Here is a 23,447-nt window from a genome sequence, read left to right as displayed (position 1 = left end):
TACTGGTAGGCCTCAGCCGAAATGGCAAATTGATGAAGAAGAAAACTATACCGGATAGACAACCTTTTATCCGGTTTCGGGATCCGGACCAAGGGCGCTTTATTTATTATTGCTGAAGAAAGAGAAAGCGTATTTCCAATAAGTATAGAAGTGGAACTTTGTGTAACCCAACAGTTAGCAGTCTGAGTGAATTCGTTCGCTTCAACAATTTTTCCGTCCACTACTGTCCAAAAGGAAGGGGTTTGTGCCCTGGTTTGCCAGGTTTCTTCATACTGCCAACGATAGTATTTTAATTCATTTGATGGATCTTTCGTACTCACGAATAGCTCAAGATCAGGCGTTTCCATCCATGAAATGTCGTCAATCTCTGGAGCAGCCAACACCTCTGTAAAAGCAGATCTATAAGACTTCTGCTCGCCGGTTTGAATCAACAGCCTGTAAGAGTTAGAAGAAGATAGTGAAAGAGGGGAGCTTACATACAGCCCTGAATCATTCGATAACACCAACTCATAAATTGATCCGTCTGTGCTTTCAATCTGTACCCTTGCATCATTTAGAGGAACTTGCCTGGCAGTGTCATCGATATTTTTAGTATAGGATAAGTTTATACGGGTAACCCCCTGGGGTGATGCGTTAATAATGCCATCTACCACCAAATATTGATTTAGTTTTTTCTGAATGGGCGCTATATAAGGTTTGCGGCATGCCAGGTTCAACAACAACAACAAAATACTATAAACAAGACCTTCCCTCATACTTCAGAATTTAATTTTGTAGGATAAGAAAGGAATAATAGTTCCAAAAATGGACAACTGATAGCCTTTTACCTGACCTGCTTCCTGTACGTAGTAGACAGAATATGGATTTTCGCGGGCAGTAAGATTATAAGCACCAATTGACCAGGAATTATGAAATCTCTGCTGAACTTTATGGTTTCCCTCCAATGTAAAGGAAATATCTGATCGGAAATAATTCGGTATTCGATAGGCATTTCGATCAGAATACAATAGCCCCGTACTTCCCCCCTGGTTAAATACTGCAATGGGCAGCGTAATAGGACGACCTGTTGTAAATATCAGGTTTCCAGACAGGCTCATTCTATGTGAGAATCTATAATTGACAATGAGACTTGCATTATGTGGACGATCTGCGTTTCCTGGATAATAGCGCCCCCTGTTAATAGTTTCCCCTGCCAATGGATCATCCTGCTTCAATAGGATCCGAGAATAGGTATAACTGAACCATCCGTTCAACCTTCCTTCCGGTTTTTTAAGCAATAATTCAACACCATATGCTTTTCCTTTTGTATTGATAATATCAGTTTCGATATGTTCGTTCATCAGTAAGCGGGCCCCGCTTTTAAAATCCAGGTAATGTTCAATGTGCTTAAAATATAGTTCCATAGACAATTCCCATTTATTCTTGGCAAAACTCTGATAATAACCTGCAGATAATTGCATGCCCTCCTGTGGTCGAATATTCCGATCACTCAATTTCCATATATCCGTTGGAGACAGTGTTACTGTATTGGACAACATATGAATGAACTGTCGGCTAGTTGTAAAACTTAATTTTAGTGAACTGTTTTCTCCCACCAGGTATCGTAGGTTAAGACGAATTTCAGGCGCCGTCCATTTTTGTATGGAGCCTGAATAAGAAACCGTATCAATTATGGTGGTTGTATCTTTCGGAACGCCGGGTGTATACTGAAATACAGTTCTTGGTCCTAAATAATTATACAGATTCCATCGCAGACCTGCACTGATTGACAACTTTGAATTAACCCGATATTGGTCTCCCAGGTAAATGGCCGACTCCAGTGCTTTTTCCCGCTCAATTTCCTTTGCCTGAACTAACGACGCAGAACCCTGCGGCTGATAGTTACCTGGAAAAAGTCTATACATGATCGACTGTAATCCGGCGTTTAACTGGTGCTTGTCATTCAGCACATAATTAAAGTCTGTTCGAAAAAATTGCTGATTGATCGTATAACGGAGACGAAATGCATTGACATCATTGCTTTCACTTGTTACGCCGTATTGATAGTTATCCACGCCCCCTGTAAATACGCCTGTCAGCCTGGAAGAGAATACATGCTTCCATTTTATATTTATATTTTTATTCCCATATTGAAAACTGGTATCCCTGTTGAATTTAAACCCATCATTACTTGTATAACCGGTCAGATAAAGTGAATTTTTCTTATTTAACGTTATTGAAACGCGAAGGCTCATATCATAAAAAGAAGCCCTGCTATTTCGGTATTCCTTATCTGGAAGTTGTTTCATAATCCAGTTAGAATAGCTGGTGCGGCCACCAAAGGACAGTGTCGCCTTTTCTTTTTTCAACGGGCCTCCTATGGAAACAGCACTTGTAAGTGGACCAATTCCGGCTGACCCTGTCCATTTATTTGCATTCCCATCCTGTAATGTCACATCCAGAACTGAAGACAATCGGCCCCCAAATTTTTCCGGGATACTGGCCTTATACAATTCCACTTGTTTTACAATATCCGGATGAAAAGCAGAAAAAAATCCAAATAAGTGGGTTGGATTGAAAACGGTAGCATCACCTAATAAAATAAGGTTCTGATCGGCTGCCCCTCCCCGCACATTGAATCCATTGGAGGCCTCACCTACCGAAGTAACCCCGGGCAATTTAGAATTACTTTCAAAACATCCGTTTCGCCAAATACTACAGGTACTTGTTTAATTGTTTGAAGTGTAAGACGATTCGTGCCTACCTGGATATTTCTGGTAACCGAATTTTTTTCTCCGGTAACAATAACGGCCGTCAGATTTTGAACCGCATCTTCCATTAAAACATCCATTGATCCAGATTGATTTAATTGAATTTGCCGTCTGGTGGTTTTTTTGCCACCGCTATTAATCCGAAGCAGATAGCGTCCTCTTGGCAAGGCGAGCGTATAATAACCATAGGAATCGGTAGGTACTACAATAGCTTTACCTTCTACTATCAGCTCCGCTCCTGCCAACGCCTCATTTGATTCTGCTGAACGAACATAGCCCGACAAAATAACCGTACCTGTCAATGCGCCACCGTTTTGGCGACCAATTGTAATGAGTACATTTTCTTGAGTGGGAACATTATCCTGGATCCTTTCCTTTCTTTTATCTGGTGAAGCAACTATGGGAATTCCTGAAAAATCGATCGTTAAGGGTGCTCCCTTTGTAATATAAACCGCACTATCCCTATCTTCCGTGAGAAACCAGTTTGTTCCGCTTAAGGCAGCTTTTAATAATTCCAGCTTGTTTACTCCAGAAACAGCGCAGCTAACGACAAGGCTATCCAATTCAGGAGAGCTGAAATAAATCCTGGTCTTTTCTTTTTCTTCTACCATCCGAACCAATTCGATGAAACGAACCTTGTTAAAATCACCAGTGTATAAGGGCGATGACTGGCTAAAGCAGGACATCGCCAACAAAACAGAGAATAGAAAAAAACAAACAAATTTTCCAGTTTGCATAGCGCCTATTTGCTGTTTATATAGTTCAATATCCCGGTAATAGTGTTTCTGGGATCTTTTTTAAAAGACCATTTATTCTTTCGCATCATAAGCCGGAGCTGCTCTTTTTCCCGGATGAACAACGATAAAAGTTCTTGTTCGCTATCTATGCTACTCCATTTTTTATCGTGTTTTACCAGCCAGTCAAATCGTTCGTGATAAACCGGCAGACTATTTTCCCCTGCTGCTGCTTGCGATAGCAGCACTTTCCTATGCCTGACAAAGAAAGAATAGGTTCCTTCTACTACCAATTCCACGAGATCATGCAGCTGATTTCCATCAATTACAGCATCTATACGGAAAAACCTGGACCGATCAATTACCACAGAATCAATAAGTTCACGAAAAAGACAGATTGGCATTTCCCCGTCGGATGATTTTATGATAAGACAACCCTGCTGAATATCATACAACACAGGTACAGCTTTGTATAAAACTTTATTGTAGGAAAGATTCGCTAAAAAGAAGGAATCTGCCTTATAAAAAGGATGCCCGATGGTTCTACTACCAACTCTGTAATAGGCTGCACCATAATTCAATAATTTTCCCTTACCTACGGCTGCGTCAAACAACTGATGTATTGTTTGCTGTTCCACAGCGGTTGTGCTTATGGAACTAATGCTGCTACTTTGTGCAAAAACACATGCATTGCCAACCAATAGCAGGGTTTCCAAAAGGATGAAACCCATACATCTAATTTGTAGTATTTTCATGTGGCAAACATGGAATTATGAAAAATACAATGGCATTTGTAACGCTTTTGACAGTCCTCACCTATGGCAGCGTTGCACAATCCGGAAATAATATAAGATTTAATCCTGATACAAGTATTACCACTCTTCAGGAAGTTTCAATTAAGGGGCAAAAACTGCCGTATAAAGCCATTGCCGGCACCCTGCCCGTATGGAATGAACAGGGAAAAGCCGTTGCCGGTTTGTTTTATACTTATTACGAAAGAAGCGATGTAAAGGACCGTGCAGCCCGCCCCCTGGTATTTTCCTTTAACGGGGGCCCGGGCTCGGCTTCAGTATGGATGCACCTCGCCTATACCGGTCCAAAAGTTCTGCATATTGATGAAGAAGGTTATCCCCTTCAACCTTATGGTTTTAAAGACAACCCCTACAGTATTCTGGATGTGGCGGATATTGTTTTCATAGATCCGGTTAATACCGGTTTCTCCCGCATTGTGGACTCTGCTACCCCCAAATCGTTTTTTTTCGGCGTACAGGCCGATATTCAATACCTGGCCGGTTGGATCAACAGTTTTTTATCGCGCTACCAACGGTGGGCCTCTCCCAAATACCTGATCGGGGAAAGTTATGGCACCACCCGGGTATCCGGCCTCGCAAAAGAACTACAGGAATCTCAATGGATCTACCTTAATGGGGTAATCCTGGTTTCGCCCACTGAATTAGGGATTGAACGGGGTAGTGTTACCGATGCAGCCCTCCGCCTGCCTTATTACGCAGCTACCGCCTGGTACCATAAAAAACTTCCTGCCGATCTGCAACAGAAAGATCTTTTACAGGTATTGCCGGAAGTTGAACAGTTTACCCTGCAGGAATTATTACCCGCGCTTCATAAGGGCGGATTACTTAGCAAATCCGAAAAAGCTGCGATAGCTGCTAAAACCGCCCGTTATTCCGGCCTTTCCGAGCAGGTTTGGTTACAGCATCAACTCGATGTACCCGTTTCTTTTTTCTGGAAGGAGCTCCTGCGCGATAAAGGATTTACTGTAGGAAGGCTCGATTCCCGCTACCTGGGCATTGACCGGCAGGATGCCGGCGAAAGCCCGGATTATAATGCAGAACTAAATTCCTGGCTGCATTCATTTACACCACCTATCAATAGCTACCTGCGTGAAACCCTGAAATTCAAAACGGATTTGAAATACCAGGTATTCGGGAATGTATACCCCTGGGACAGAAAAAATGATCAAACTGGTGAAGACCTTCGAAAAGCAATGGCTATGAATCCTTACCTGAATGTATTGGTGCAATCCGGTTATTATGATGGTGCCTGCGATTATTTTAATGCTAAATACAATCTTTGGCAATTAGATGCCGGCAACCGTTTTACCCAACGGATCAGTTGGAAAGGATATCGAAGCGGGCATATGATGTACCTGCGTAAAGAAGACCTGATCAGCAGTAATGAAGACATCCGCCAATTCATTCGCTCCAGTTTACCTTCTCCTAATCAACCTGCTAAATATTAATTTGTATGTTACGTATCTGTTTCTTAACCGCATTTGCCTTGCTGCTTTTACAACTGCCAGCTGCTACGGCACAGAAACCCCTGATCGATTCCTTTCCTGTACGCGCTTTCAGCATAGCTGCCCCAAACCGGGAAAACCTGGACTCTTTCCTGGTTTTTATACAAAAGGAACTGGCTCCCAGGAATATTAACCGGTTGTTATTACGGGTTGATTACAACTACCAGTTTAAATCGCATCCCGAACTGATTGATACACCTTTTCTCAGTAAACAGGATGTTCAGCAATTGGTTAGTACTGCTCGAAAAAACGGCATCGAAATCATACCACAAATCAATTTACTGGGGCACCAGTCATGGGCAACCAAATTGGGGAAACTGTTGCGGGTATATCCGCAATTTGATGAAACACCCTGGATACCCATTCCTGAAAAATATGAGTGGCCCAATAAAGACGGTTTGTATTGCAAAAGTTATTGCCCCCTTCACCCGGATGTACACGCCATTGTTTTTGATTTAATGGATGAGCTATGCGATGTTTTTGAAGCTGCTGCTTTTCATGCCGGCATGGACGAAGTTTTTTATATAGGGGAAGATAAATGCCCCCGCTGCGGTGGCCGAGATAAAGCAGAACTATTTGCCCATGAATTAACCTTGATCCGAAACAGGCTGGCAACGAAGAATCGTAGTCTATGGATCTGGGGAGATCGCCTCATTGATGGAAAAACAACCGGAATTGGTATGTGGGAAGGCAGTTATAATTCCACCCATCGGGCCATAGACATGATTCCTAAAGATGTAGTCATTTGCGACTGGCATTATGAACGCGCCGACAAAACAGCAGTATACTTTGCAATGAAAGGATTTTCTGTTATTACCTGTGCCTGGAACAGACCTGCGGTTGCACAACAGCAGGTACGCGATATGGCTGAATTCCGGCAATCGGCCACCGGCGCACTAAAAGGCCGGTTCCTGGGAGTTATGGAAACAGTATGGTCGGGTGTTACACCTTTTCTTAATGGCTATTACGAAAAGAATAAAAACAACCCACAGCAACCGCAACCAAATACTCCCTGGAACACGTTTAAAACCATGTTTCCTGAAAAATAGATCTGTAGTTGTTAATAATTAAGGCTACCTTGTCTGAGTTAATGATTTGAGTCAATCAGCATCTTGTAAAAGAATTCTCTCTTTTTCCTTCAATTACCTCCTGCTTTTTCTCAGAAAACTTTCATTATTAAAACTAGTTGAAATGAATATTTATGTATCCAACCTCGGATTTGGTGTTCAAAATGAAGACCTGAAAAAGCTATTTTCCCCTTATGGAGATGTGTCATCGGTAAATATTATTATGGACAAAATCACCAATCGCAGTCGCGGTTTCGGTTTTGTTGATATGCCAAGTACAGAATCGGCAGAAGCCGCCATCAAAGAATTGAATGGTGTTTCTATGGAAGGCAGGTCCATTAAGGTTAATGAAGCAAAGCCGCGCGTAGAACGTACTACAGGCGGCAGAAACTTTTATTAACAGCATACTACAATCAACCCCGGAGATGCCAGGATTTAGGTTGTACAAATGCCCGGATTCCGCTGAATGATAAGGTGGAACCCAGCCCTGAATCCTTTCTACCCGACCAGGGCAGATTAGCACTTACACGATCACAACAATTCCAGTACACCGTACCGGTATTCATTTGTCGTAAGAGCTGATCTGCTCTTTCTTTATTGGACGTATAAACAGCCGCCGTCAACCCATAACTGGTATCTTTCATCAATTCAACAGCTTCCTGGTCTGAGCCTACTTTCTGAATACCTATAACCGGGCCAAAGCTTTCTTCCTGCATTACCCGCATAGAATGATTCACCCCGCTTAGTACCGCAGGCATCATAAAATACCCGGGTTGCTGCATCCGATAACCGCCATATACTAAGGTTGCCCCTTTTGTTTGCGCATCCTGCACCTGGTCCAGGATAAATGCCAGTTGATCTTTCCGGGTAAGCGGCCCGATATCTGTACCCTCAGTAAGCGGATCACCCACTTTCAATGCCTTTGCCTGTTGCAGAAAAGAATCAATAAACCGATCATAGACTTTCTCATGAACATAAATTCGTTCAACGGCGCAGCAGCTTTGCCCATTATTGTAAATAACACCTTCCAGGGCAGCACCGGCTACCTGGTCTATATCAGTTACTTCATCTGTTACATACAATGGATCCTTTCCACCTAATTCCAACTGGCAGGGCACTAGTTTTTCTGCCACCCGCTGTGCAATCAGTTTACCGGTTTTATTACTACCGGTAAAATAATAACCATTTAAGGGAAGATCGAGCAGATAACTACCTACTTTTCCTCCACCCAACACTACCTGGAAAACATTTTGTGGAATACCCGACCGATACAGTAAATCACGAATAGCAAGACCGGTTAAACTGGAAAACTCCGAAGGTTTATACAGCACAGCATTTCCTCCTATAAGCGCTGGAATAAATACATTTACTCCTACCAGGTACGGATAATTCCACGCCGAAATATTAGCAATTACACCAAGGGGTTCATAACTGATCCGCTCTTTCGTAGCACCTTCGGTAACCAGCCACTCATCCTCCAGCCATTTTTCAGAATGCTGTATAAAAAAAGCAATCCTGCCCCTGGCGCCATTCAGCTCATTCCTTGATTGCTGCAATGGTTTACCAACTTCTTCGCTTAAAATTTTTGCAAGTTTTTCAAGTTCTTCCCCTAATAAACCATCAAAACGCCGGATAGCATTTACCCGTTCTGCCACGGGGATAGCCGCCCATTCCTGCTGGCCTTTTTTAACCAATTCAAATTTTTCCTGAACTGATGCTGCACTGTCTTCCTCCAATTGTGCCAGCACCTCTTCCGTAGCGGGATTTATTACATTAAACGTACTCATGATATTTGTCTGATAGATTGTAAAAAATGTTCTTTCACAGATTGGGACAAGGGATTTTTTTCCTTATTCAACATTCGTTCCGGGTGCCATTGTACCGCCATAATAAAGGGATGTGTATCCGTATCCTTCCATTCAATAGCCTCAATGATGCCGGTATCATCTACGGCACTTATTCTCCATTGATCCGACAAGGTTTCCCGGGCCAGGGCCTGATGATGGGCGCTGTTCACCGATCCTTTTTCTGCGCCTGCCCATTCTCTTAACCAGCTTCCCGGCAATACCTGCACTTCATGTTGTTTATCTTCATCCGTCTCCTTTTTATGCCTGCTGTTTTTTTCGCCGAGATCCTGTAGTAGCTTACCCCCTTCAATAATATGTACCAGTTGCATACCTCTGCAAATTGCCAATACCGGCAATTTGCTGTCTTTAGCCATTCGGTACACAGCCGTTTCAAAAGTATCCCGATCTGGCTGGTATAAATCCGGCTGGTTCGGGTAAATTGCAGCGCCTTCGTAAAAAGAAGGATCAATATCCACCCCTCCGGTAAGTACGAAACCAGAACAGGCCTGCAGTAATGCAGGATCGGGGTCTTCAAAGGAAAGCAGAACCAGCTCCAGGTCATCCCCCAGGTCTGCCTTGGTAAACCAGTTCCAGTAATGCTGAAAATTGGTTCGGGTAAAACTTATACCCAGTTTTTTCTTTATTCCGCTCACAATGCTTTTTTGTAAATACGCAGAAAATCTTCCCGGCTAACTGGTTTTGGATTGTTCGGATGGCAAAAATCAGCTTCTGCTAACCCGGCCAATGTATCCAGGTGTTCCTCTTTTACGCCAATAGCATTTAGCCTGGTGGGAAGCCCAAGCCGGGTATTTAATTCAAATAACCAGTTAACCAATGCTGCCGGATCGGAGCCGCTTACGCCCATTGCCTGGGCCATCCGTTGAAACGGCAGTTCCAGCCCGGGCGCATTAAATTCCATTCCATAAGGCAGGTTTACCGCATTGGCAAGTCCATGATGTGTATCAAGCAACGAAGAGAGGGGATGCGCCAGTGAATGCACAATGCCCAGGCCTTTTTGAAAAGCCACGGCCCCCATCAATGAAGCAATCATCATTTTTGAGCGGGAGGCCAGGTCGGGTGCTTTGGTAGCCGTAACAATCGACTCACTTATCAATGCCATTCCCTGTAATGCAATGCCTTCACACATGGGATGAAAGCCTTTGGCTATATAGGCTTCCATATTATGGGTAAGTGCATCCATGCCGGTTGCTGCCGTAACAAAGGGAGGCAGTTCCATCGTTAATACCGGGTCAGCAAACACCATTTTTGCCAGCAGTTTTGGTGAAAACAGGATACGTTTGCGATGGGTATCGTCTTCTGAAATAATTGCACTTCTGCCAACTTCACTGCCAGTGCCGCTGGTAGTGGGAAGTGTCACAAAATAAGGCACGTCTTCAGTAACATATTGATCGCCCCCGATAAGATCATCATACTCAAACAGATCGCGGTGATGGTGAATACTTAATGTAATGGCCCGTGCCACATCCATGCCAGCCCCGCCGCCGATACCCACAATACAATCGGCGCCTGCCGTTTGAAAGGCTTGTTTTCCGGCCAGTACGTCCGATTTTACCGGGTTTTTGTGAATGTCTGAAAACAGCTCGGGTTTTAGTCCCTGCCTTTCCAGCTCACTGATGATTTTTTTAAAAAAAGGAAGATCCCGAACGGTAGGGTCCGTTACCACCAGCGGGCGGCTAAAGCCAAGTCCTTTCAGGTGGGGTCCCAATTCAGCTGAAGCGCCTGCGCCAAAACGAATAACCGTAGGAAAATTATACTGACGAACAATATCAAACTGGATCATATACTTCAATTAAATAATTTCTAAATAACGTTGCGTTTCCCAATTGGTGACTACTTTCGAAAATGCTCTCCACTCCCACTCTCGCGAAGCGGTAAAATGTTCGGTAAACGCTTCGCCAAACAGTTCTTTTGCAATCGGAGAATTTTTCATGGCCTGGGTTGCTTCGTGCAAATTACCCGGAAGCACGCCATGCTGTTTATTCGCATATCCATTACCGATAGTTTCCGGAATAGCAAGTTTCAGTTTATTTTTTATTCCGTACAAACCACTGGCCAGGCAGGCAGCCAATGCCAGGTAGGGATTGCTGTCGGAGCCAACCACCCTTGTTTCCAGGCGGGTAGAATAAGGGCTACCCGGTAAGGCGCGTAAAGCTGTGGTACGATTATCAACCGCCCAGGTAAGTGTGGTTGGTGCCCAGGCTCCTTCCACCAATCGTTTATAACTATTAATAGTGGGTGCCAGCATAGGTAATATATAGGGCAAACAATACAATTGTCCGGCCATATAATGCTGCATTAATTCACTGATATGATTGGAGGAGCCTGCTTCATAAAACAGGTTCTCCGACTGATCCAGTGTCCAGAGGCTCTGATGCACATGGCCGCTGCAGCCCGGCAGGTTTTCATTTACCTTGGCCATAAAAGTAGCCAGGTAACCATGCCGGTGAGCTATTTCTTTTACACCCGATTTAAATAATACTGCCCGGTCAGCAGCTTCCAGTATATTGGAATATAATACCGCCGCTTCATATACGCCCGGGCCCGTTTCTGTATGTATACCTTCAATAGGTACACCGAATTTAGTAAGCTGGTCGAAGAGATCATGGTAAAAAGCAGCTTCCTGTGAAGCCCGCAATACTGAATAACCGAACATACCCTGCGTAATGGGCTCCAGGGATTGGAAATCCCTGATCTCCGAAGGTTTTTTATAATTAAACCATTCAAACTCCTGGGAGAAAGAAGGATAAAAGCCCATGGCCTGCGCTTCAGCCGCAATCTTCTTTAACAAACTACGCGGACAAACATCCAGGCTTTGTCCCTGTTCATTGGTAAAGTCTGCCAGGAAAAAAGCACCATTATTTTCCCAGGGAATTTGTCGGAAAGTGGCAATATCAATACAGGCTTGTGCGTCGGGGTAACCACTGTGCCAGCCGGTATAGCGAACATTATCATAGGCCACATCGCCGGAATCCCATCCAAACACCACGTTACAAAATCCGAAACCGGATTTTACGATTGATTTGAATTTATCCCAACTGATTAATTTTCCACGAAGGATGCCATCAATATCGGTAACGGCTACCTTAACCTTAGTGATCGATTGGCTTTCCAGGTGAGTTATAAGTTCCTGGATTGTTAGGGGGTTGCTCATCTGCAATTATTTTTTTACGAAAAAATGAAACCAGGCATAGGCAAGGGTTAATATACCAAAATAAAATAGACTTAATAACGGGTAGAGAGAAATCATAGCAATCAAACATACGACCCCGATGCACAAGGCAATAATAGGGAAATACGGGTAGAACGGCACTTTGAACGGACGTTCCAGCTCAGGTTCGTTACGCCGAAGCCGCAATAAGGTAACCATTGAAATAATATAGAGGGTTACTGCGCCAAAACAGGCAATGGTAATAATAGAGCCCGTTTCTCCGGTTAGCAATGCAATAATTCCCAGGCCCATATTAATAAGCAATGCATTGGCGGGTGTCTTAAAACGGGGATGTATCCGCCCCATTGCTTTAATAAAATAGCCCACCCTTCCAAATTCAAAACTGGCCCTGCCGGCGGCCAGAATAATACCATGAAAAGACGCAATCAATCCCAAAAGGCCTATTGTTATCAATAAATGATAGATCCAACCGCTGTTGCCGGTTACCTGTGCCATAGCCAGGGGCAGTGGAGAATCAGAGGGGGCGGCTCCCGGCGATGCATAAACGATTGCTTCCCACCCGGCTACACCAATGGACGACATAAATACCAGTACGCACAGGACAATAAGTGTAAGCAGCGCAGAGCCAAATCCTTTTAAGATGGTTTTTTGTGGCTGGATGGTTTCTTCCGCCACATTCGCAATGCCTTCCAGGCCCAGGAAAAACCAGATCGCAAAAGGAATACAGGCCCAGATACCCTGCGTACCGTTGGGCAATGCATTTTTTGTCATATTGGCCCATTCAAAATGCGGCAGGGTTATTCCTGCAAACAATAATAATTCAACTACAGCCAGGATCGTAATAATTAACTCAAAGCTGGCTGCTGCTTTTACACCTGTTATATTCAATAAGGTAAAAACCAGGTAGGCAAAGATGGCAATTACCACCACCGGAATACCGGGTAAGAAAATATGAAAATAGGCGCCAATGGCTGCAGCAATAGCCGGAGGTGCAAAAACAAATTCAATAACCTGGGCCATACCTGCCAGGAATCCCCATTTTTTTCCAAGGCCCCGATTCGCATAATCAAAAACACCCCCTGCTTTCGGTATACAACAGGCAAGCTCGGTATAAGAAAAGGTGAACGTAATGTAAAGCAGGATAATCAGTGCGGTGGCTAATGCCATTCCCAGTGTACCACCTTCGGGCAGCCCCAGATTCCATCCAAAATACATTCCTGAAATAACATATCCAACTCCGAGCCCCCATAACATTACCGGGCCCAATGACCTGGCTAAATGGGTCTCGGAGGCCTGGTTCGGGTTTTCGGCCTCCATTGCTTGCTTTTACGGTGAATTTAAGAAAAATCACCAAGCTCCCATTCGGAAATTCTATTGTGGTATAAGGATGTTCAACTGGCATCCCTGTCCGGGTACACTGTGCAACCTGCACTCTCCCCCAAGATGGCTTACCCTCCTATTGATATTGGAAAGCCCGATACCCGGACTATAAATTTTTGTATCAAAACCAACGCCATTGTCCTGAACAGTAAGCTGAATAGTATCTGCCAGGCATTTGAGGTCTACGATCACCTGCGAAGCGCGTGCATGTTTAACGATATTGTTTACCTGCTCCTGTAAAATCCTGTAAAGGGCCAGCCGTATAACCGGATCAAGCGCATTCAGTTTCTTTTTAGCAACCAGTTTTAGCTGCACGGTTATGGTTCCATCTGACTTTAAGCGATCTAACAAGCGCATAATCGCATCCGTTAGCGATTCGGTTTCCAATCCGGGTACTACCAGGCTATGTGAAAGTTTCCGGGTTTCATGGATAGCGGTAAATACGTCGTCACGGGCTTTTTCGAGGTGTTCGTCCTTTTGATTGGTTTGCCGTATGGCTGTATCCAGCATCATTTTAGCAGAAGCCAGTAACTGGGTAATATTATCGTGCAATTCCATTCCTATTTCCAACCGCTCATTTTCCTGAACGGCCAGGGTATTCCGCAATAACTCTTTTTCTTTTGATTCCTGTTGCTTGCGGATCATATCGGTAAGGTTCGTGAATATACCGGCCGTAGCATAAACCTGCCCGTTTTTGTCGAGCAATGGAAAACGGATAGCATAAAAATGAACCAATTCCTGGTTTATTACCAGGTCTTCCTGGGTTTCCATTGACTTCCGAGATTGCAGCACGGATTCATCGGGTGTTTCATTCAGGTGTTCACCTGCTTTGCCATAGAATTCCGTAAATTTTTTATTCGTGAAAATAAAGCGCCCCAGCATATCTTTTACATAAACCAGGGAGGAACTGTTGTCGATAATTGATTGAAGAATCTGTTTATTATTTTCCAACTGCTGTTTTGCCTGCAGGGTAGCCAGTTGGTTTTTATACAGCACATAACCCGCCAGCATTACCAGTATGATCAAGGTTAGTAATAGAAGGATATAAAGCCGCTGGTCAATACTATACCCGAGGGTAATATCAGCCTGCCGTATTTCAATGTTGCGCAACTCTTCGGTCTTTATTCCATCTAGCAGGTTGTACAAGGATTTCCAATCTGTTGATGCCAAACCAGATCCCGCTCCGATAGACTCAACCAATTGCTGTACCGTTTTTATCCGGTTAGCCTGGATCAGAGAATGCTTCTTCCGTACAGAAATCTGGTGGAGCGATCTGAAAATGGCGGGTTGCACGGTAGCAACTGCAGGCGCAATTTCAATTTCCTTAAGGTAAGCTCTCAACTGTTCGGTTTCCATCATCACTAACCTCGACTGGTCCAATTGCGTATAAGCTTGCTGGTAGGTGCGGTTATTTTCGTACAGCTTTATTCCCAACAGGGTAATACCTGCAACAATAATGAGCCCCATAAAGAGCAGCCGTTCTTCCCAGCTTAGTTTTGAATTGTTTATTTTCTCTTTTACATCCTGTTTAATAAACGAATGCCTCACTTTGTTGCGGGTAGATTGCAACCAAAGCAGAGCGGTTTTGAGAAAACCGGGCGACACTGAATTCATTCCCCAGGGGCGGGAAATGTGTTTTTTCATGACAGGATGGATTTTTTTAAAAAAATACAATAAAATACGGGAAAATGCAAGCCAGGCCGTGATTTTAGTTTAGAGAGGGCGGATCGAATACTATCTACAACGGTCAAAATTACGTAACTTATGCTAGAATGTATCCAATCGGATTTCTTCTTTGTGTGTTAAGTATATTCCTCGCCGGCAAAAAATTATCTAATTATGGCAATTTGCCGGCGGAAATGCATTGCTCATTTTCCTGGTATTTGCACTGAACCTGCTCTTATTGTATAACCTGTACAACTGATACAACCATGAACTGGCATACTAAATCCATTGAATCAGTGTTAGAGGAAATTTCTGGCAACCTGCATGGGCTAAACCAGGCGGAAGTAAGATCCAGGCTGGAAAAACATGGGCTGAATCAACTGGTCGAAAAAAAGAAAAAACCGGCCTGGCTGCTTTTTGTAAAGCAGTTCAATGATTTTATGATACTGGTATTGATTGCGGCAGCCATCGTTTCAGGCGTAGCCGGAGACCTTACCGACACTATTATTATCCTGATCATAGTTGTATTGAATGCCATTATGGGCTTTGTTCAGGAATACCGGGCTGAAAAAGCTATGGACGCACTCAGCCAGCTGGCAACCCCACATGCTACCGTAATCAGAGACCGTCAACCGGTGCAGGTTTCTTCGAAAGAAATAGTACCCGGCGACCTGGTTTTATTGGAAGCAGGTAACCTGGTACCAGCTGATATACGACTAACAGAAGTGCATGGTTTGCGAATAGAAGAATCCTCCCTTACCGGTGAATCCGTACCTGTTGACAAATCGATCAAAGCACTGGAAGAACAGGATACCAGTTTGGGCGACCGGATAAATATGGCCTATAAAGGCAGCCAGGTAAGTGCCGGAAGAGGGGCAGGAATTGTAGTGAGCACCGGCATGCAAACTGAAATTGGAAAAATTGCCGGCCTGCTTCAGCAGGGCGAAACGCAAACGCCCCTGCAGAAAAGGATGAATGAGTTCGGCAAAAAATTATCCTACCTGATCCTGTTGATCTGCGTAGCCCTTTTTGGGATCGGCTTATTGAGAGGAGAAGAACCAGTTTCTATGTTATTGGTAGCCATTTCGCTGGCCGTGGCTGCCATCCCCGAAGCTTTGCCCGCCCTTATTACCATTGCACTGGCAAGAGGCGCCAACAGGCTGGTAAAAAAAAATGCACTTATCCGCAAACTGCCTGCTGTAGAAACCCTGGGCTCGGTAACATATATCTGCTCCGACAAAACCGGTACCCTTACTCAAAACAAGATGACGGTGGTGGACACCATACCTTATGAGGGGAGTAAGGAAGAACCCGCTTTAGCCGCCGATCTGCTAAGCGTTTGTATGGCCATCAACCAGGATGTGAAGAGCGCTGCACCCGGTAATTTGATAGGTGACCCCACAGAAATTGCACTGGTGGAATATGTACAAAAAAATAATGCACATTCCCTATTCGGGCAGTTAAACCAGCACTATCCGCGTATTGCTGAATTACCGTTTGACGCCGACCGCAAATGCATGACCACCGTTCACCGGTATCAACAGCAGTTTCTACTGGTTTCCAAAGGAGCTGCGGAATCGATCTCCCAGCGATTAGATAAAAAAACAGACCCGGGCCCCTGGCTGCAGCAGGCAGGCCAAATGGCAAAAGAAGGGAAACGCGTAATAGCTTATGCCTATAAACTAGTCAACCAGCTTCCTGAACCCTTCGAGTATGATACGGTAGAAACCGGGCTGATCCCTGCCGGGTTGGCAGCCATGATCGACCCGCCCCGGGAAGAAGTGAAAAAGGCTATTACAGATTGTAAAACAGCCGGTATTCAGCCAGTGATGATTACCGGAGACCATCCTGAAACAGCAGCAGCCATTGCCCGGCAAATTGGCTTACTAAGCAAGGATGATCTAACTATTACAGGTAAGGAACTGGCCTTGCTTTCGGAAACGGAAATGGATAATACCGTAGAACGGATTAAAGTTTATGCCAGGGTTTCACCAGAACAAAAACTGAATATTGTACAATCGCTTCAGCGAAAAAAACATTTTGTTGCTATGACGGGCGATGGGGTGAATGATGCCCCTTCCCTGAAAGCCGCAAATATTGGCGTTGCCATGGGAATTACCGGAACAGATGTTAGTAAAGAATCTGCTCACATGATTTTGCTGGACGATAATTTCACCACCATAGTAAAAGCAGTTAAAGAAGGAAGAAGGATTTATGATAATATCCGGAAGTTTGTAAAATATATTATGACCTGTAATAGTGCCGAAATCTGGACAATTTTTATGGCACCTATCATTGGTTTACCTATTCCCTTACTACCGATTCATATACTTTGGATAAATCTTGTAACCGACGGGTTACCCGGTTTGGCACTCAGTGCCGAGAAAGCGGAACAGGATATTATGAAAAGATCGCCCAGAAAAACCGATGAAGGATTGTTTTCAGAAGGTACCGGCTATCATATAATCTGGGTAGGCATCCTTATGGCGGCCGTAACCCTGGGCACGCAGGCCTGGGCCATTCAATCGCAACACGAAAACTGGCAAACCCTGGTGTTTACCGTATTGTCGCTGGCACAACTGGGACATGTTTTAGCCATACGGAGCGATCATCGGTTTATTTATAAGATCGGCCTTTTTTCCAACCCATCCCTAGCCATTGCCGTAATTGGAACATTTATCATTCAACTGGGCGTCATCTACCTGCCATTCGCAAACAAACTGTTTAAAACGGCCCCTTTAAGTGGCAAGGATCTATTGATCTGCATCGGGCTGGCTGCCATTGTATTTCATGCAGTGGAACTGGAGAAGTTTATCCGTAACCGCTTCCTCAAAAAAAACTAAGCAAGCAGTGCTTCTCAGGTGGTGTGCTTGATCCATTCATTTACAAGCAGGCCAATTGCTTTCTTTTTTTGCATTACCTCAATCATATCGGAAAATTGCAGCACTGCCCTGTCATCAGCCACCCAGTTCAGTAACTGGTCTTTATCTGACACCATTTTCCCCTTTATTTTCCGGGCTTTGATTTTTACGCCGCAGTGAAAAATAAGCCGGAAAAACTTGGTTCCGTGCAGGTTAAAAGTTATCCTGTCTTCTCCTTTAAAACAATAACTTGGCGCATTCCATTTAATATGCTCTGTTAACTGTTTATTAGAGTTTAGAATAATCTGACGCACTTCCATGATTTCCTCTTTAAGCGGATGTGTCAGTTCCTCCAGGTAGGTATTCAGGTCAGTGGGTTTCACATTTAATGAATTTATGCACTTGAAAATACTTATTTTATCCGGTGATTGGCATAGGGTTTATGCGATCGGATTTTTACGAATAGTGAAATAAAAGCAACTTCCCTCCCCCTCTTTAGAGATTACCCATATTTTTCCACCATGTAACTCCACAATTTTTTTACAGGTTGCAAGTCCCATTCCCGTACCTGCGTATTTGTCCTTGGAATGCAACCGGCTGAAAACCTGGAAAATCTTCTGGTGGTACTCTTCCGGAATACCAATACCATTATCTTCTACCGAAAACATCCAGTAATCCTCCAGTTCCTGACCCGAGATCTTAATTACGGGAATACCGCCCACTGGCTGATATTTCAATCCATTGATGACCAGGTTCTGAAACAGCAGCTGAATAGGTGTTTTTTGTCCCCGTATTACAGGCAAGCTGGCCCAGTTTATTGTAGCCGATTTTGCACTCACATAAGAATCGTTCATGGAAATAATATCGAGCAGTAAGGCGGCAGGATCTATTTCTATATAAGGAGCCTGATCACTCCCAACCATGGCATAATCCAACAGGTCAGTAATTAACTGGTTCATACGGGAAGACCCGGTTATGGCAAAATCAACATATTTATTGGCCGCCTCATCCAGTTGCCCCCCATATTTAGATTTTAGCAACCCCATAAAACTACTGATCATACGAAGTGGTTCTTTTAAGTCATGGGCAGCTGTATATGCAAAGCTCTCCAGTTCTTCATTTTTCTGCTCCAGTAATTTTTCGGTTTCCTTTTGTCGACTCAGGTCTACCACCGTACTACTTATTAAAGAGGCGCCCATTTTATCTATAAAAACAATGGAAGAATACAATAAGGGAAACCGTTCCCCGCTTTTTCGCATCCCCGTTATTTCTCCCTGAACCTTATCTGCAGTATTTCTAAGGTTCAGTAAAGAAATTATGCGGTTGTCTGCAGGATCCAGCAGCGCTTCGAAATGCATGGATTTGAGTTCATCGAAACTGTAACCAAAGAGTTGCAAGGCTGCTTCATTTACATCCAGCAATTGACCCGAGTGATCATGCAGAATTTTTCCATGCAGAGAATTTTCAAAAAGAGAGCGGTATTTAACTTCACTTTCTTCAAGGGCTGATTGGGTATTTTTCCAGTCGGTAATATTTTCAATCTGTGAAATAAAATATTTCGGTTTGCCCGCTGTATCATGCACCATAGATACGCTCAAATTAATCCAGATGACCTGGCCATTTTTATGGAAATAGCGTTTCTCCATAGAATAATTTTCAATGGCGCCTTGCAGCATTTGCTTAACATAGTCCAAATCCGTATTAAGATCATCCGGATGCGTAATATCCTGAAAACTAAGGGCCTTTAATTCTTTGGCAGAATAACCCAATAACTTACAAAGACTGCTGTTTACCCGCATAAAAACACCCTCCGGACTAACCAATGCCATTCCAATAGACGCATATTCAAAAGCAGCGCTGAATACTTTTTCACTGGCCCGTACGGCGGTATTGATGCGCATAGTGGAATCGTGCTGCTGCATTAATGCATCCTGCTTTTTTATTGAAATAAAGGACCAGGCCAGTAAACTAACAGTTACTCCCAACAAAAGAATGAAACTGAAATTATTCCATCGGGCCAGCCGCTCTCCTTTCTCTGCAATCCGTATACTTCTTAACTGGAGCTGGGTTTGCAGTTGTGCAAATTTTTCTTCCCATAGAGCGGAAATTTTTTCTGAAACCGGCAGGTTTTCACTGATTTTTTTACCGGCTAGTTCAGGCGGCAGGGAACCTAGGTAATGAATCTGCAAATCAAGGTTATCGTATCGCTGCTTAACCAGCAACAAAACCGAATCAGCTTTCTGTTTCAGGGAGTCGTTTTGAAACTGAAACGCTATTCTTCTTGAAACTGCAATGGATTCTTTTTTGTAGCGGTTATAGGAACCAAGCAGTTCCGTTGTTTGCCGAATCTGGTAGCCCCGCTTATCTTTTATTGCTTTTAACTGGAGAATATTTAATTCTGCAATGGAGTTGTACTGTTTTTCATTGACAAACAACTGCCTGCTCAGTTCCTGTTGAAACAACAGGTTATTTAGATATAAAAATCCTCCAATTCCTATTAATAAAATGGAAATCGCCAGTCCCAGATAACCTTTCCTTTTAAATACGCCAGGCTTCATACTACTACAGTTTGCACAGGTGAAATAAACGCTACTACCATAACTAGTGCTTGAATGGATGAACTGCTAAAATTTGTCGGGCGACTGCTATTGAACCTGCTTTTGCTGCCGCCGGTATACAAACCTGCCTGCGGAGCAGCATGCCAGTGTTGCCTTTGTAGCGGGCATAAAATATATTCATCAGCAGCCTGCGGTTTACCTGCATTCATAAGCATTTATTAATGCCCCCGGCAATACCGGAGGATAGCGGATTAGGTTTACTGCGAATTTGCAAATTTTAAAGGATCTACGGTATTTTTTGCATAGATACCTTCATTAAAATTTACAACCAGGGTTTCCGGGTATTTATTGCTGAGCTAAAATAAATTGCCGTATGTTTGCGTCATAATAACGCAATTAAGCCATGCATGCCTTCAACAAGTATCCCAACCCCTCTGTAGCCATCGACCTGGTGGTTTTTGGCTACCGCGAAGGTAAACTCAACCTCCTTTTATTAAACCGGAAAGAAGCCCCTTTTCAGCATAGCTGGACCCTACCCGGCGCCTTTCTTCAAATGGAGGAATTGTTTCAGGATACCTGCCACCGCATTCTACGGACCAAATTAGGCCTGGAGCGGTTCTACCTCGAACAACTCTATTCCTTTGATGCGTTAGACCGCGACCCCAGGGGCAGAGCCTTATCTGTTAGTTATTATGCCCTCATTAACCCGGCCAGTTATACTACAACTGCCGGTGCCATGGCAAATGATGTGCAATGGTTTCCAACAGAAGACCTGCCCCCCCTCGGCTTTGATCATGCATCCATTGTGTCGGTTGCCCTCAAGCGGCTAAGAGCAAAAATTCTTTACCACCCGGTAGGATTTGAATTGTTGGAAGAAGCGTTTACTCTACCCGAACTGCACCAGCTGTATGAAGCGGTTTTAGGAGTGAGCATAGACCGGCGCAATTTCAGACGAAAAATTCTTGAATCGGGTTATATTATCGCTACCGGTCAAAAACGCACAGGTGCAAAAAACCGGCATCCCGATATTTATCAGTTCAACAAAGCAATAACCCCTCATCAATTTCATTTAAACATCTCCTGATAAAAATACACTATGAAATTTTTACCCCTTCTCCTGAAAGATGGTTATAAAGTTGGCCATCGTTTTCAATATCCTGCCGGCACAGGATTGGTCTATTCCAACCTTACGCCAAGAAAATCCAGGAATGCAGAGATCGATGAAATTGTTTTTTTTGGGCTTCAGTATTTTATAAAGGAATATTTACAACAGCAGTTCCGGGAAGGCTTTTTTGATCAACCCAAAGAAAAAGCCTTAGCCGCCTACAAACGAAGGATGGATTATTACCTGGGACCTGATTCCATTGCACTCGATCACCTCGAAGCCCTGCACGATCTGGGTTACCTGCCGCTGGAAATAAAAGCCCTGCCCGAAGGATGCCTGGTACCTATGCGAGTACCGGTATTTACCATCCGAAATACCAAACCAGCATTTTTTTGGCTAACCAATATGTTAGAAACCCTGATGAGCGCTGTTTTATGGAAGCCCTCAACCTCTGCCACCACCGCTTTTCAGTATTTAAAAAGATTTCATGAATATGCTGCAGCAACAGTAGGCGAGGATGATTCATTCATCGGTTGGCAAGGGCATGATTTCTCGTTCCGCGGCATGAGTGGGATGGAAGATGCCGTACTGAGCGGAGCAGCCCACCTTCTTTGCTTTACCGGAACCGATACCATTCCTGCAATAGATTTCCTGGAGCTTTATTATAATGCCAATTGCGAAGCATCCCTCATCGGCGGATCTGTTCCTGCCACCGAGCACAGTGTAATGTGTATGGGAACGCAACAGGATGAAGTTGCTACTTTCCGCCGGCTGATCAATGAAATTTATCCGGGTGGTGTAGTTTCTATTGTAAGCGATACCTGGGATTTCTGGCAGGTGATAACCGTTTTCCTACCCCAATTGAAAGCGGAAATCCTTAGAAGGAATGGCAAAGTAGTTATCCGACCAGACAGTGGCGACCCGGTAAAAATTATTGTTGGAGATGAAAATGCACCCGTAGGAAGCCCGGAATACAAAGGGGCCATTGAATGTATGTGGGAGCTGTTTGGCGGCACTATAACACCCAAGGGATTTAAATTACTGGATGCACATATCGGGCTTATTTATGGTGATAGTATTACCCTGGAAAGACAGGAAGCCATATTATCGGGATTGATGAAGAAAGGGTTTGCCAGTTATAATGTAGTACTTGGTATCGGCTCCTTTACCTATGAATATGTAACCCGTGACAGTTTTGGGTTTGCCATGAAAGCAACCTATGGCGAAGTGGATGGGGAAGGAAGAGCTATCTTTAAAGATCCTAAAACGGATGATGGAACCAAAAAATCCGCAAAGGGCCTGCTACAGGTGTACAGAGATGCTTCTTCCGGTAAACTGGCTGTAAAGGATGAATGCAGCTGGGAAGAAGAAGCACAGGGTGAACTGCAAACCGTATTTCGGAATGGTACACTGGTAAAGGAATGGAGCCTGGAAGAAATTCGTCAACGTATTAAACAAGAACTTTCAACCGCTCTTAAACAAACAAAAGCCGATGAAAATAGATCTATTGCGAGGTGATATTACTACAATGCGGGTAGATGCAATTGTAAACGCTGCCAATAGTTCCTTATTGGGAGGAAGTGGGGTTGCACAGGAATATATAAATTTCCGAAAGAACTTGCTGCATCTATTGCCATTCGAACAATTCAGCAAGCCGCCAATGAATACGGTGTAGAACGGGTCTGTTTTGTTTGTTTTGAAGAAATAAACTTTAACATCTATAAAAAAATATTGAATGACTGAAAAAGAAGCTGTAACCACCGGAAAATACCTGAGCCTTTTATTAAGACACGAACCGGGGTTGATTGGACTGGAGCTGAACGAACAAGGCTGGGCAACTATTGATGAACTGCTGGAAAAATGGAATGGGCCCGTTAAAATAGACAAACCTACCCTGGAACTACTGGTAAACACCAACCCTAAAAAACGATTCATCATTGATGAAACAGGAACAAAAATCAGGGCCAACCAGG

Annotated in this window: 20 protein-coding genes; 8 read left to right on the top strand and 12 right to left on the bottom strand. The window is 43.9% G+C overall.

Features of this window, described 5'->3' with window-relative positions; translation table 11 throughout:
* From A1D16_RS02745 to A1D16_RS02730, 4 genes are all read right to left on the bottom strand, one after another.
* On the bottom strand, positions 1-755 hold a 755-nt coding region (locus A1D16_RS02745; RefSeq protein ID WP_290707572.1), incomplete at its 3' end, for a DUF4249 family protein.
* 3 nt (positions 756-758) lie between these two features.
* A complete protein-coding gene (locus tag A1D16_RS02740) occupies positions 759-2,657 on the bottom strand; it encodes a hypothetical protein (RefSeq protein WP_290707570.1) in 1,899 nt (632 codons plus the stop codon).
* Positions 2,636-3,487 carry a carboxypeptidase-like regulatory domain-containing protein gene (locus tag A1D16_RS02735; RefSeq protein WP_290707568.1) on the bottom strand — a complete coding sequence of 284 codons (852 nt, stop codon included), beginning with the start codon at positions 3,485-3,487 and terminating at the stop codon, positions 2,636-2,638. Before A1D16_RS02735 ends, A1D16_RS02740 begins: the two co-directional genes overlap by 22 nt.
* Before the next feature lie 5 nt (positions 3,488-3,492).
* Positions 3,493-4,215, bottom strand: a complete 723-nt coding sequence (locus A1D16_RS02730) for a hypothetical protein (RefSeq protein ID WP_290707565.1) — start codon at positions 4,213-4,215, stop codon at positions 3,493-3,495.
* A gap of 41 nt (positions 4,216-4,256) precedes the next feature.
* Here A1D16_RS02730 and A1D16_RS02725 point away from each other — a divergent pair, with 41 nt between their 5' ends.
* The 3 genes from A1D16_RS02725 (at position 4,257) to A1D16_RS02715 (ending at position 7,268) form a co-directional block, all read left to right on the top strand.
* Positions 4,257-5,744, top strand: a complete 1,488-nt coding sequence (locus A1D16_RS02725) for a carboxypeptidase (protein ID WP_290707563.1) — start codon at positions 4,257-4,259, stop codon at positions 5,742-5,744.
* Between the two features lie 5 nt (positions 5,745-5,749).
* Positions 5,750-6,850 carry a family 20 glycosylhydrolase gene (locus tag A1D16_RS02720; RefSeq protein WP_290707561.1) on the top strand — a complete coding sequence of 367 codons (1,101 nt, stop codon included), beginning with the start codon at positions 5,750-5,752 and terminating at the stop codon, positions 6,848-6,850.
* Positions 6,851-6,992: 142 nt separating this feature from the next.
* On the top strand, positions 6,993-7,268 hold the full coding sequence (locus A1D16_RS02715) for an RNA-binding protein (RefSeq protein WP_290707559.1): 276 nt from the start codon (positions 6,993-6,995) through the stop codon (positions 7,266-7,268).
* Between the two features lie 13 nt (positions 7,269-7,281).
* Here A1D16_RS02715 and A1D16_RS02710 read toward each other — a convergent pair whose 3' ends face one another.
* Genes A1D16_RS02710 through A1D16_RS02685 form a run of 6 tightly spaced genes read right to left on the bottom strand, consistent with a single transcriptional unit; the run spans position 7,282 to position 14,929 of the window.
* Positions 7,282-8,655 (bottom strand): aldehyde dehydrogenase family protein, encoded by a 1,374-nt coding sequence (locus tag A1D16_RS02710; protein WP_290707557.1) that lies wholly within the window; start codon positions 8,653-8,655, stop codon positions 7,282-7,284.
* On the bottom strand, positions 8,652-9,368 hold the full coding sequence (locus A1D16_RS02705) for a gamma-glutamyl-gamma-aminobutyrate hydrolase family protein (protein WP_290707555.1): 717 nt from the start codon (positions 9,366-9,368) through the stop codon (positions 8,652-8,654). Before A1D16_RS02705 ends, A1D16_RS02710 begins: the two co-directional genes overlap by 4 nt.
* Entirely contained in the window at positions 9,365-10,516 is a 1,152-nt protein-coding gene (locus tag A1D16_RS02700; RefSeq protein WP_290707552.1) for an iron-containing alcohol dehydrogenase, read from the bottom strand. Before A1D16_RS02700 ends, A1D16_RS02705 begins: the two co-directional genes overlap by 4 nt.
* Before the next feature lie 9 nt (positions 10,517-10,525).
* A complete protein-coding gene (locus A1D16_RS02695; protein ID WP_290707550.1) occupies positions 10,526-11,887 on the bottom strand; it encodes a glutamine synthetase family protein in 1,362 nt (453 codons plus the stop codon).
* 6 nt (positions 11,888-11,893) lie between these two features.
* Positions 11,894-13,222 carry an ethanolamine permease gene (eat, locus tag A1D16_RS02690; protein ID WP_290707548.1) on the bottom strand — a complete coding sequence of 443 codons (1,329 nt, stop codon included), beginning with the start codon at positions 13,220-13,222 and terminating at the stop codon, positions 11,894-11,896.
* A gap of 54 nt (positions 13,223-13,276) precedes the next feature.
* Positions 13,277-14,929, bottom strand: coding sequence for an ATP-binding protein (locus A1D16_RS02685; protein ID WP_290707546.1), 1,653 nt, complete (start codon positions 14,927-14,929; stop codon positions 13,277-13,279).
* Positions 14,930-15,216: 287 nt separating this feature from the next.
* On the opposite strand from A1D16_RS02685, the gene A1D16_RS02680 reads away from it, so the two are divergent.
* On the top strand, positions 15,217-17,793 hold the full coding sequence (locus tag A1D16_RS02680; protein WP_290707544.1) for a cation-translocating P-type ATPase: 2,577 nt from the start codon (positions 15,217-15,219) through the stop codon (positions 17,791-17,793).
* A 14-nt stretch (positions 17,794-17,807) separates the two neighbouring features.
* Here A1D16_RS02680 and A1D16_RS02675 read toward each other — a convergent pair whose 3' ends face one another.
* The gene (locus A1D16_RS02675) at positions 17,808-18,194 is read right to left on the bottom strand and encodes a DUF1801 domain-containing protein (RefSeq protein WP_290707541.1); all 387 of its coding nucleotides are present in this window, start codon (positions 18,192-18,194) and stop codon (positions 17,808-17,810) included.
* Between the two features lie 57 nt (positions 18,195-18,251).
* On the bottom strand, positions 18,252-20,369 hold the full coding sequence (locus A1D16_RS02670) for a PAS domain S-box protein (protein WP_290707539.1): 2,118 nt from the start codon (positions 20,367-20,369) through the stop codon (positions 18,252-18,254).
* 403 nt (positions 20,370-20,772) lie between these two features.
* On the opposite strand from A1D16_RS02670, the gene A1D16_RS02665 reads away from it, so the two are divergent.
* From A1D16_RS02665 to A1D16_RS02650, 4 genes are all read left to right on the top strand, one after another.
* Complete coding sequence (locus tag A1D16_RS02665) at positions 20,773-21,453, top strand: NUDIX domain-containing protein (protein ID WP_290707537.1); 681 nt, start codon at positions 20,773-20,775, stop codon at positions 21,451-21,453.
* Positions 21,454-21,465: 12 nt separating this feature from the next.
* On the top strand, positions 21,466-22,992 hold the full coding sequence (locus tag A1D16_RS02660; RefSeq protein WP_290707535.1) for a nicotinate phosphoribosyltransferase: 1,527 nt from the start codon (positions 21,466-21,468) through the stop codon (positions 22,990-22,992).
* On the top strand, positions 22,967-23,149 hold the full coding sequence (locus tag A1D16_RS02655; protein WP_290707532.1) for a hypothetical protein: 183 nt from the start codon (positions 22,967-22,969) through the stop codon (positions 23,147-23,149). The genes A1D16_RS02660 and A1D16_RS02655 overlap by 26 nt, the downstream gene beginning before the upstream one ends.
* A 60-nt stretch (positions 23,150-23,209) precedes the next feature.
* The coding region (locus A1D16_RS02650) for an RNA 2'-phosphotransferase (protein WP_290707529.1) at positions 23,210-23,447 on the top strand (238 nt) is incomplete at its 3' end.

Source organism: Flavihumibacter sp. CACIAM 22H1, from assembly GCF_001601815.1.
Lineage (GTDB): Bacteria > Bacteroidota > Bacteroidia > Chitinophagales > Chitinophagaceae > Flavihumibacter.
The sequence above is the reverse complement of the archived record's forward strand: the minus strand, read 5'-3'. Positions and strand labels throughout refer to the sequence as shown.

Bases quoted from the DNA above. Each gene is read 5' to 3' on its own strand.
- A1D16_RS02735 (WP_290707568.1), bottom strand. From the start codon at position 3,487: ATGCAAACTGGAAAATTTGTTTGTTTTTTTCTATTCTCTGTTTTGTTG.
- A1D16_RS02730 (WP_290707565.1), bottom strand. From the start codon at position 4,215: ATGGGTTTCATCCTTTTGGAAACCCTGCTATTGGTTGGCAATGCATGT.
- A1D16_RS02725 (WP_290707563.1), top strand. From the start codon at position 4,257: ATGAAAAATACAATGGCATTTGTAACGCTTTTGACAGTCCTCACCTAT.
- A1D16_RS02720 (WP_290707561.1), top strand. From the start codon at position 5,750: ATGTTACGTATCTGTTTCTTAACCGCATTTGCCTTGCTGCTTTTACAA.
- A1D16_RS02715 (WP_290707559.1), top strand. From the start codon at position 6,993: ATGAATATTTATGTATCCAACCTCGGATTTGGTGTTCAAAATGAAGAC.
- A1D16_RS02710 (WP_290707557.1), bottom strand. From the start codon at position 8,655: ATGAGTACGTTTAATGTAATAAATCCCGCTACGGAAGAGGTGCTGGCA.
- A1D16_RS02700 (WP_290707552.1), bottom strand. From the start codon at position 10,516: ATGATCCAGTTTGATATTGTTCGTCAGTATAATTTTCCTACGGTTATT.
- A1D16_RS02695 (WP_290707550.1), bottom strand. From the start codon at position 11,887: ATGAGCAACCCCCTAACAATCCAGGAACTTATAACTCACCTGGAAAGC.
- eat (WP_290707548.1), bottom strand. From the start codon at position 13,222: ATGGAGGCCGAAAACCCGAACCAGGCCTCCGAGACCCATTTAGCCAGG.
- A1D16_RS02685 (WP_290707546.1), bottom strand. From the start codon at position 14,929: ATGAAAAAACACATTTCCCGCCCCTGGGGAATGAATTCAGTGTCGCCC.
- A1D16_RS02680 (WP_290707544.1), top strand. From the start codon at position 15,217: ATGAACTGGCATACTAAATCCATTGAATCAGTGTTAGAGGAAATTTCT.
- A1D16_RS02670 (WP_290707539.1), bottom strand. From the start codon at position 20,369: ATGAAGCCTGGCGTATTTAAAAGGAAAGGTTATCTGGGACTGGCGATT.
- A1D16_RS02665 (WP_290707537.1), top strand. From the start codon at position 20,773: ATGCATGCCTTCAACAAGTATCCCAACCCCTCTGTAGCCATCGACCTG.
- A1D16_RS02660 (WP_290707535.1), top strand. From the start codon at position 21,466: ATGAAATTTTTACCCCTTCTCCTGAAAGATGGTTATAAAGTTGGCCAT.
- A1D16_RS02655 (WP_290707532.1), top strand. From the start codon at position 22,967: ATGAAAATAGATCTATTGCGAGGTGATATTACTACAATGCGGGTAGAT.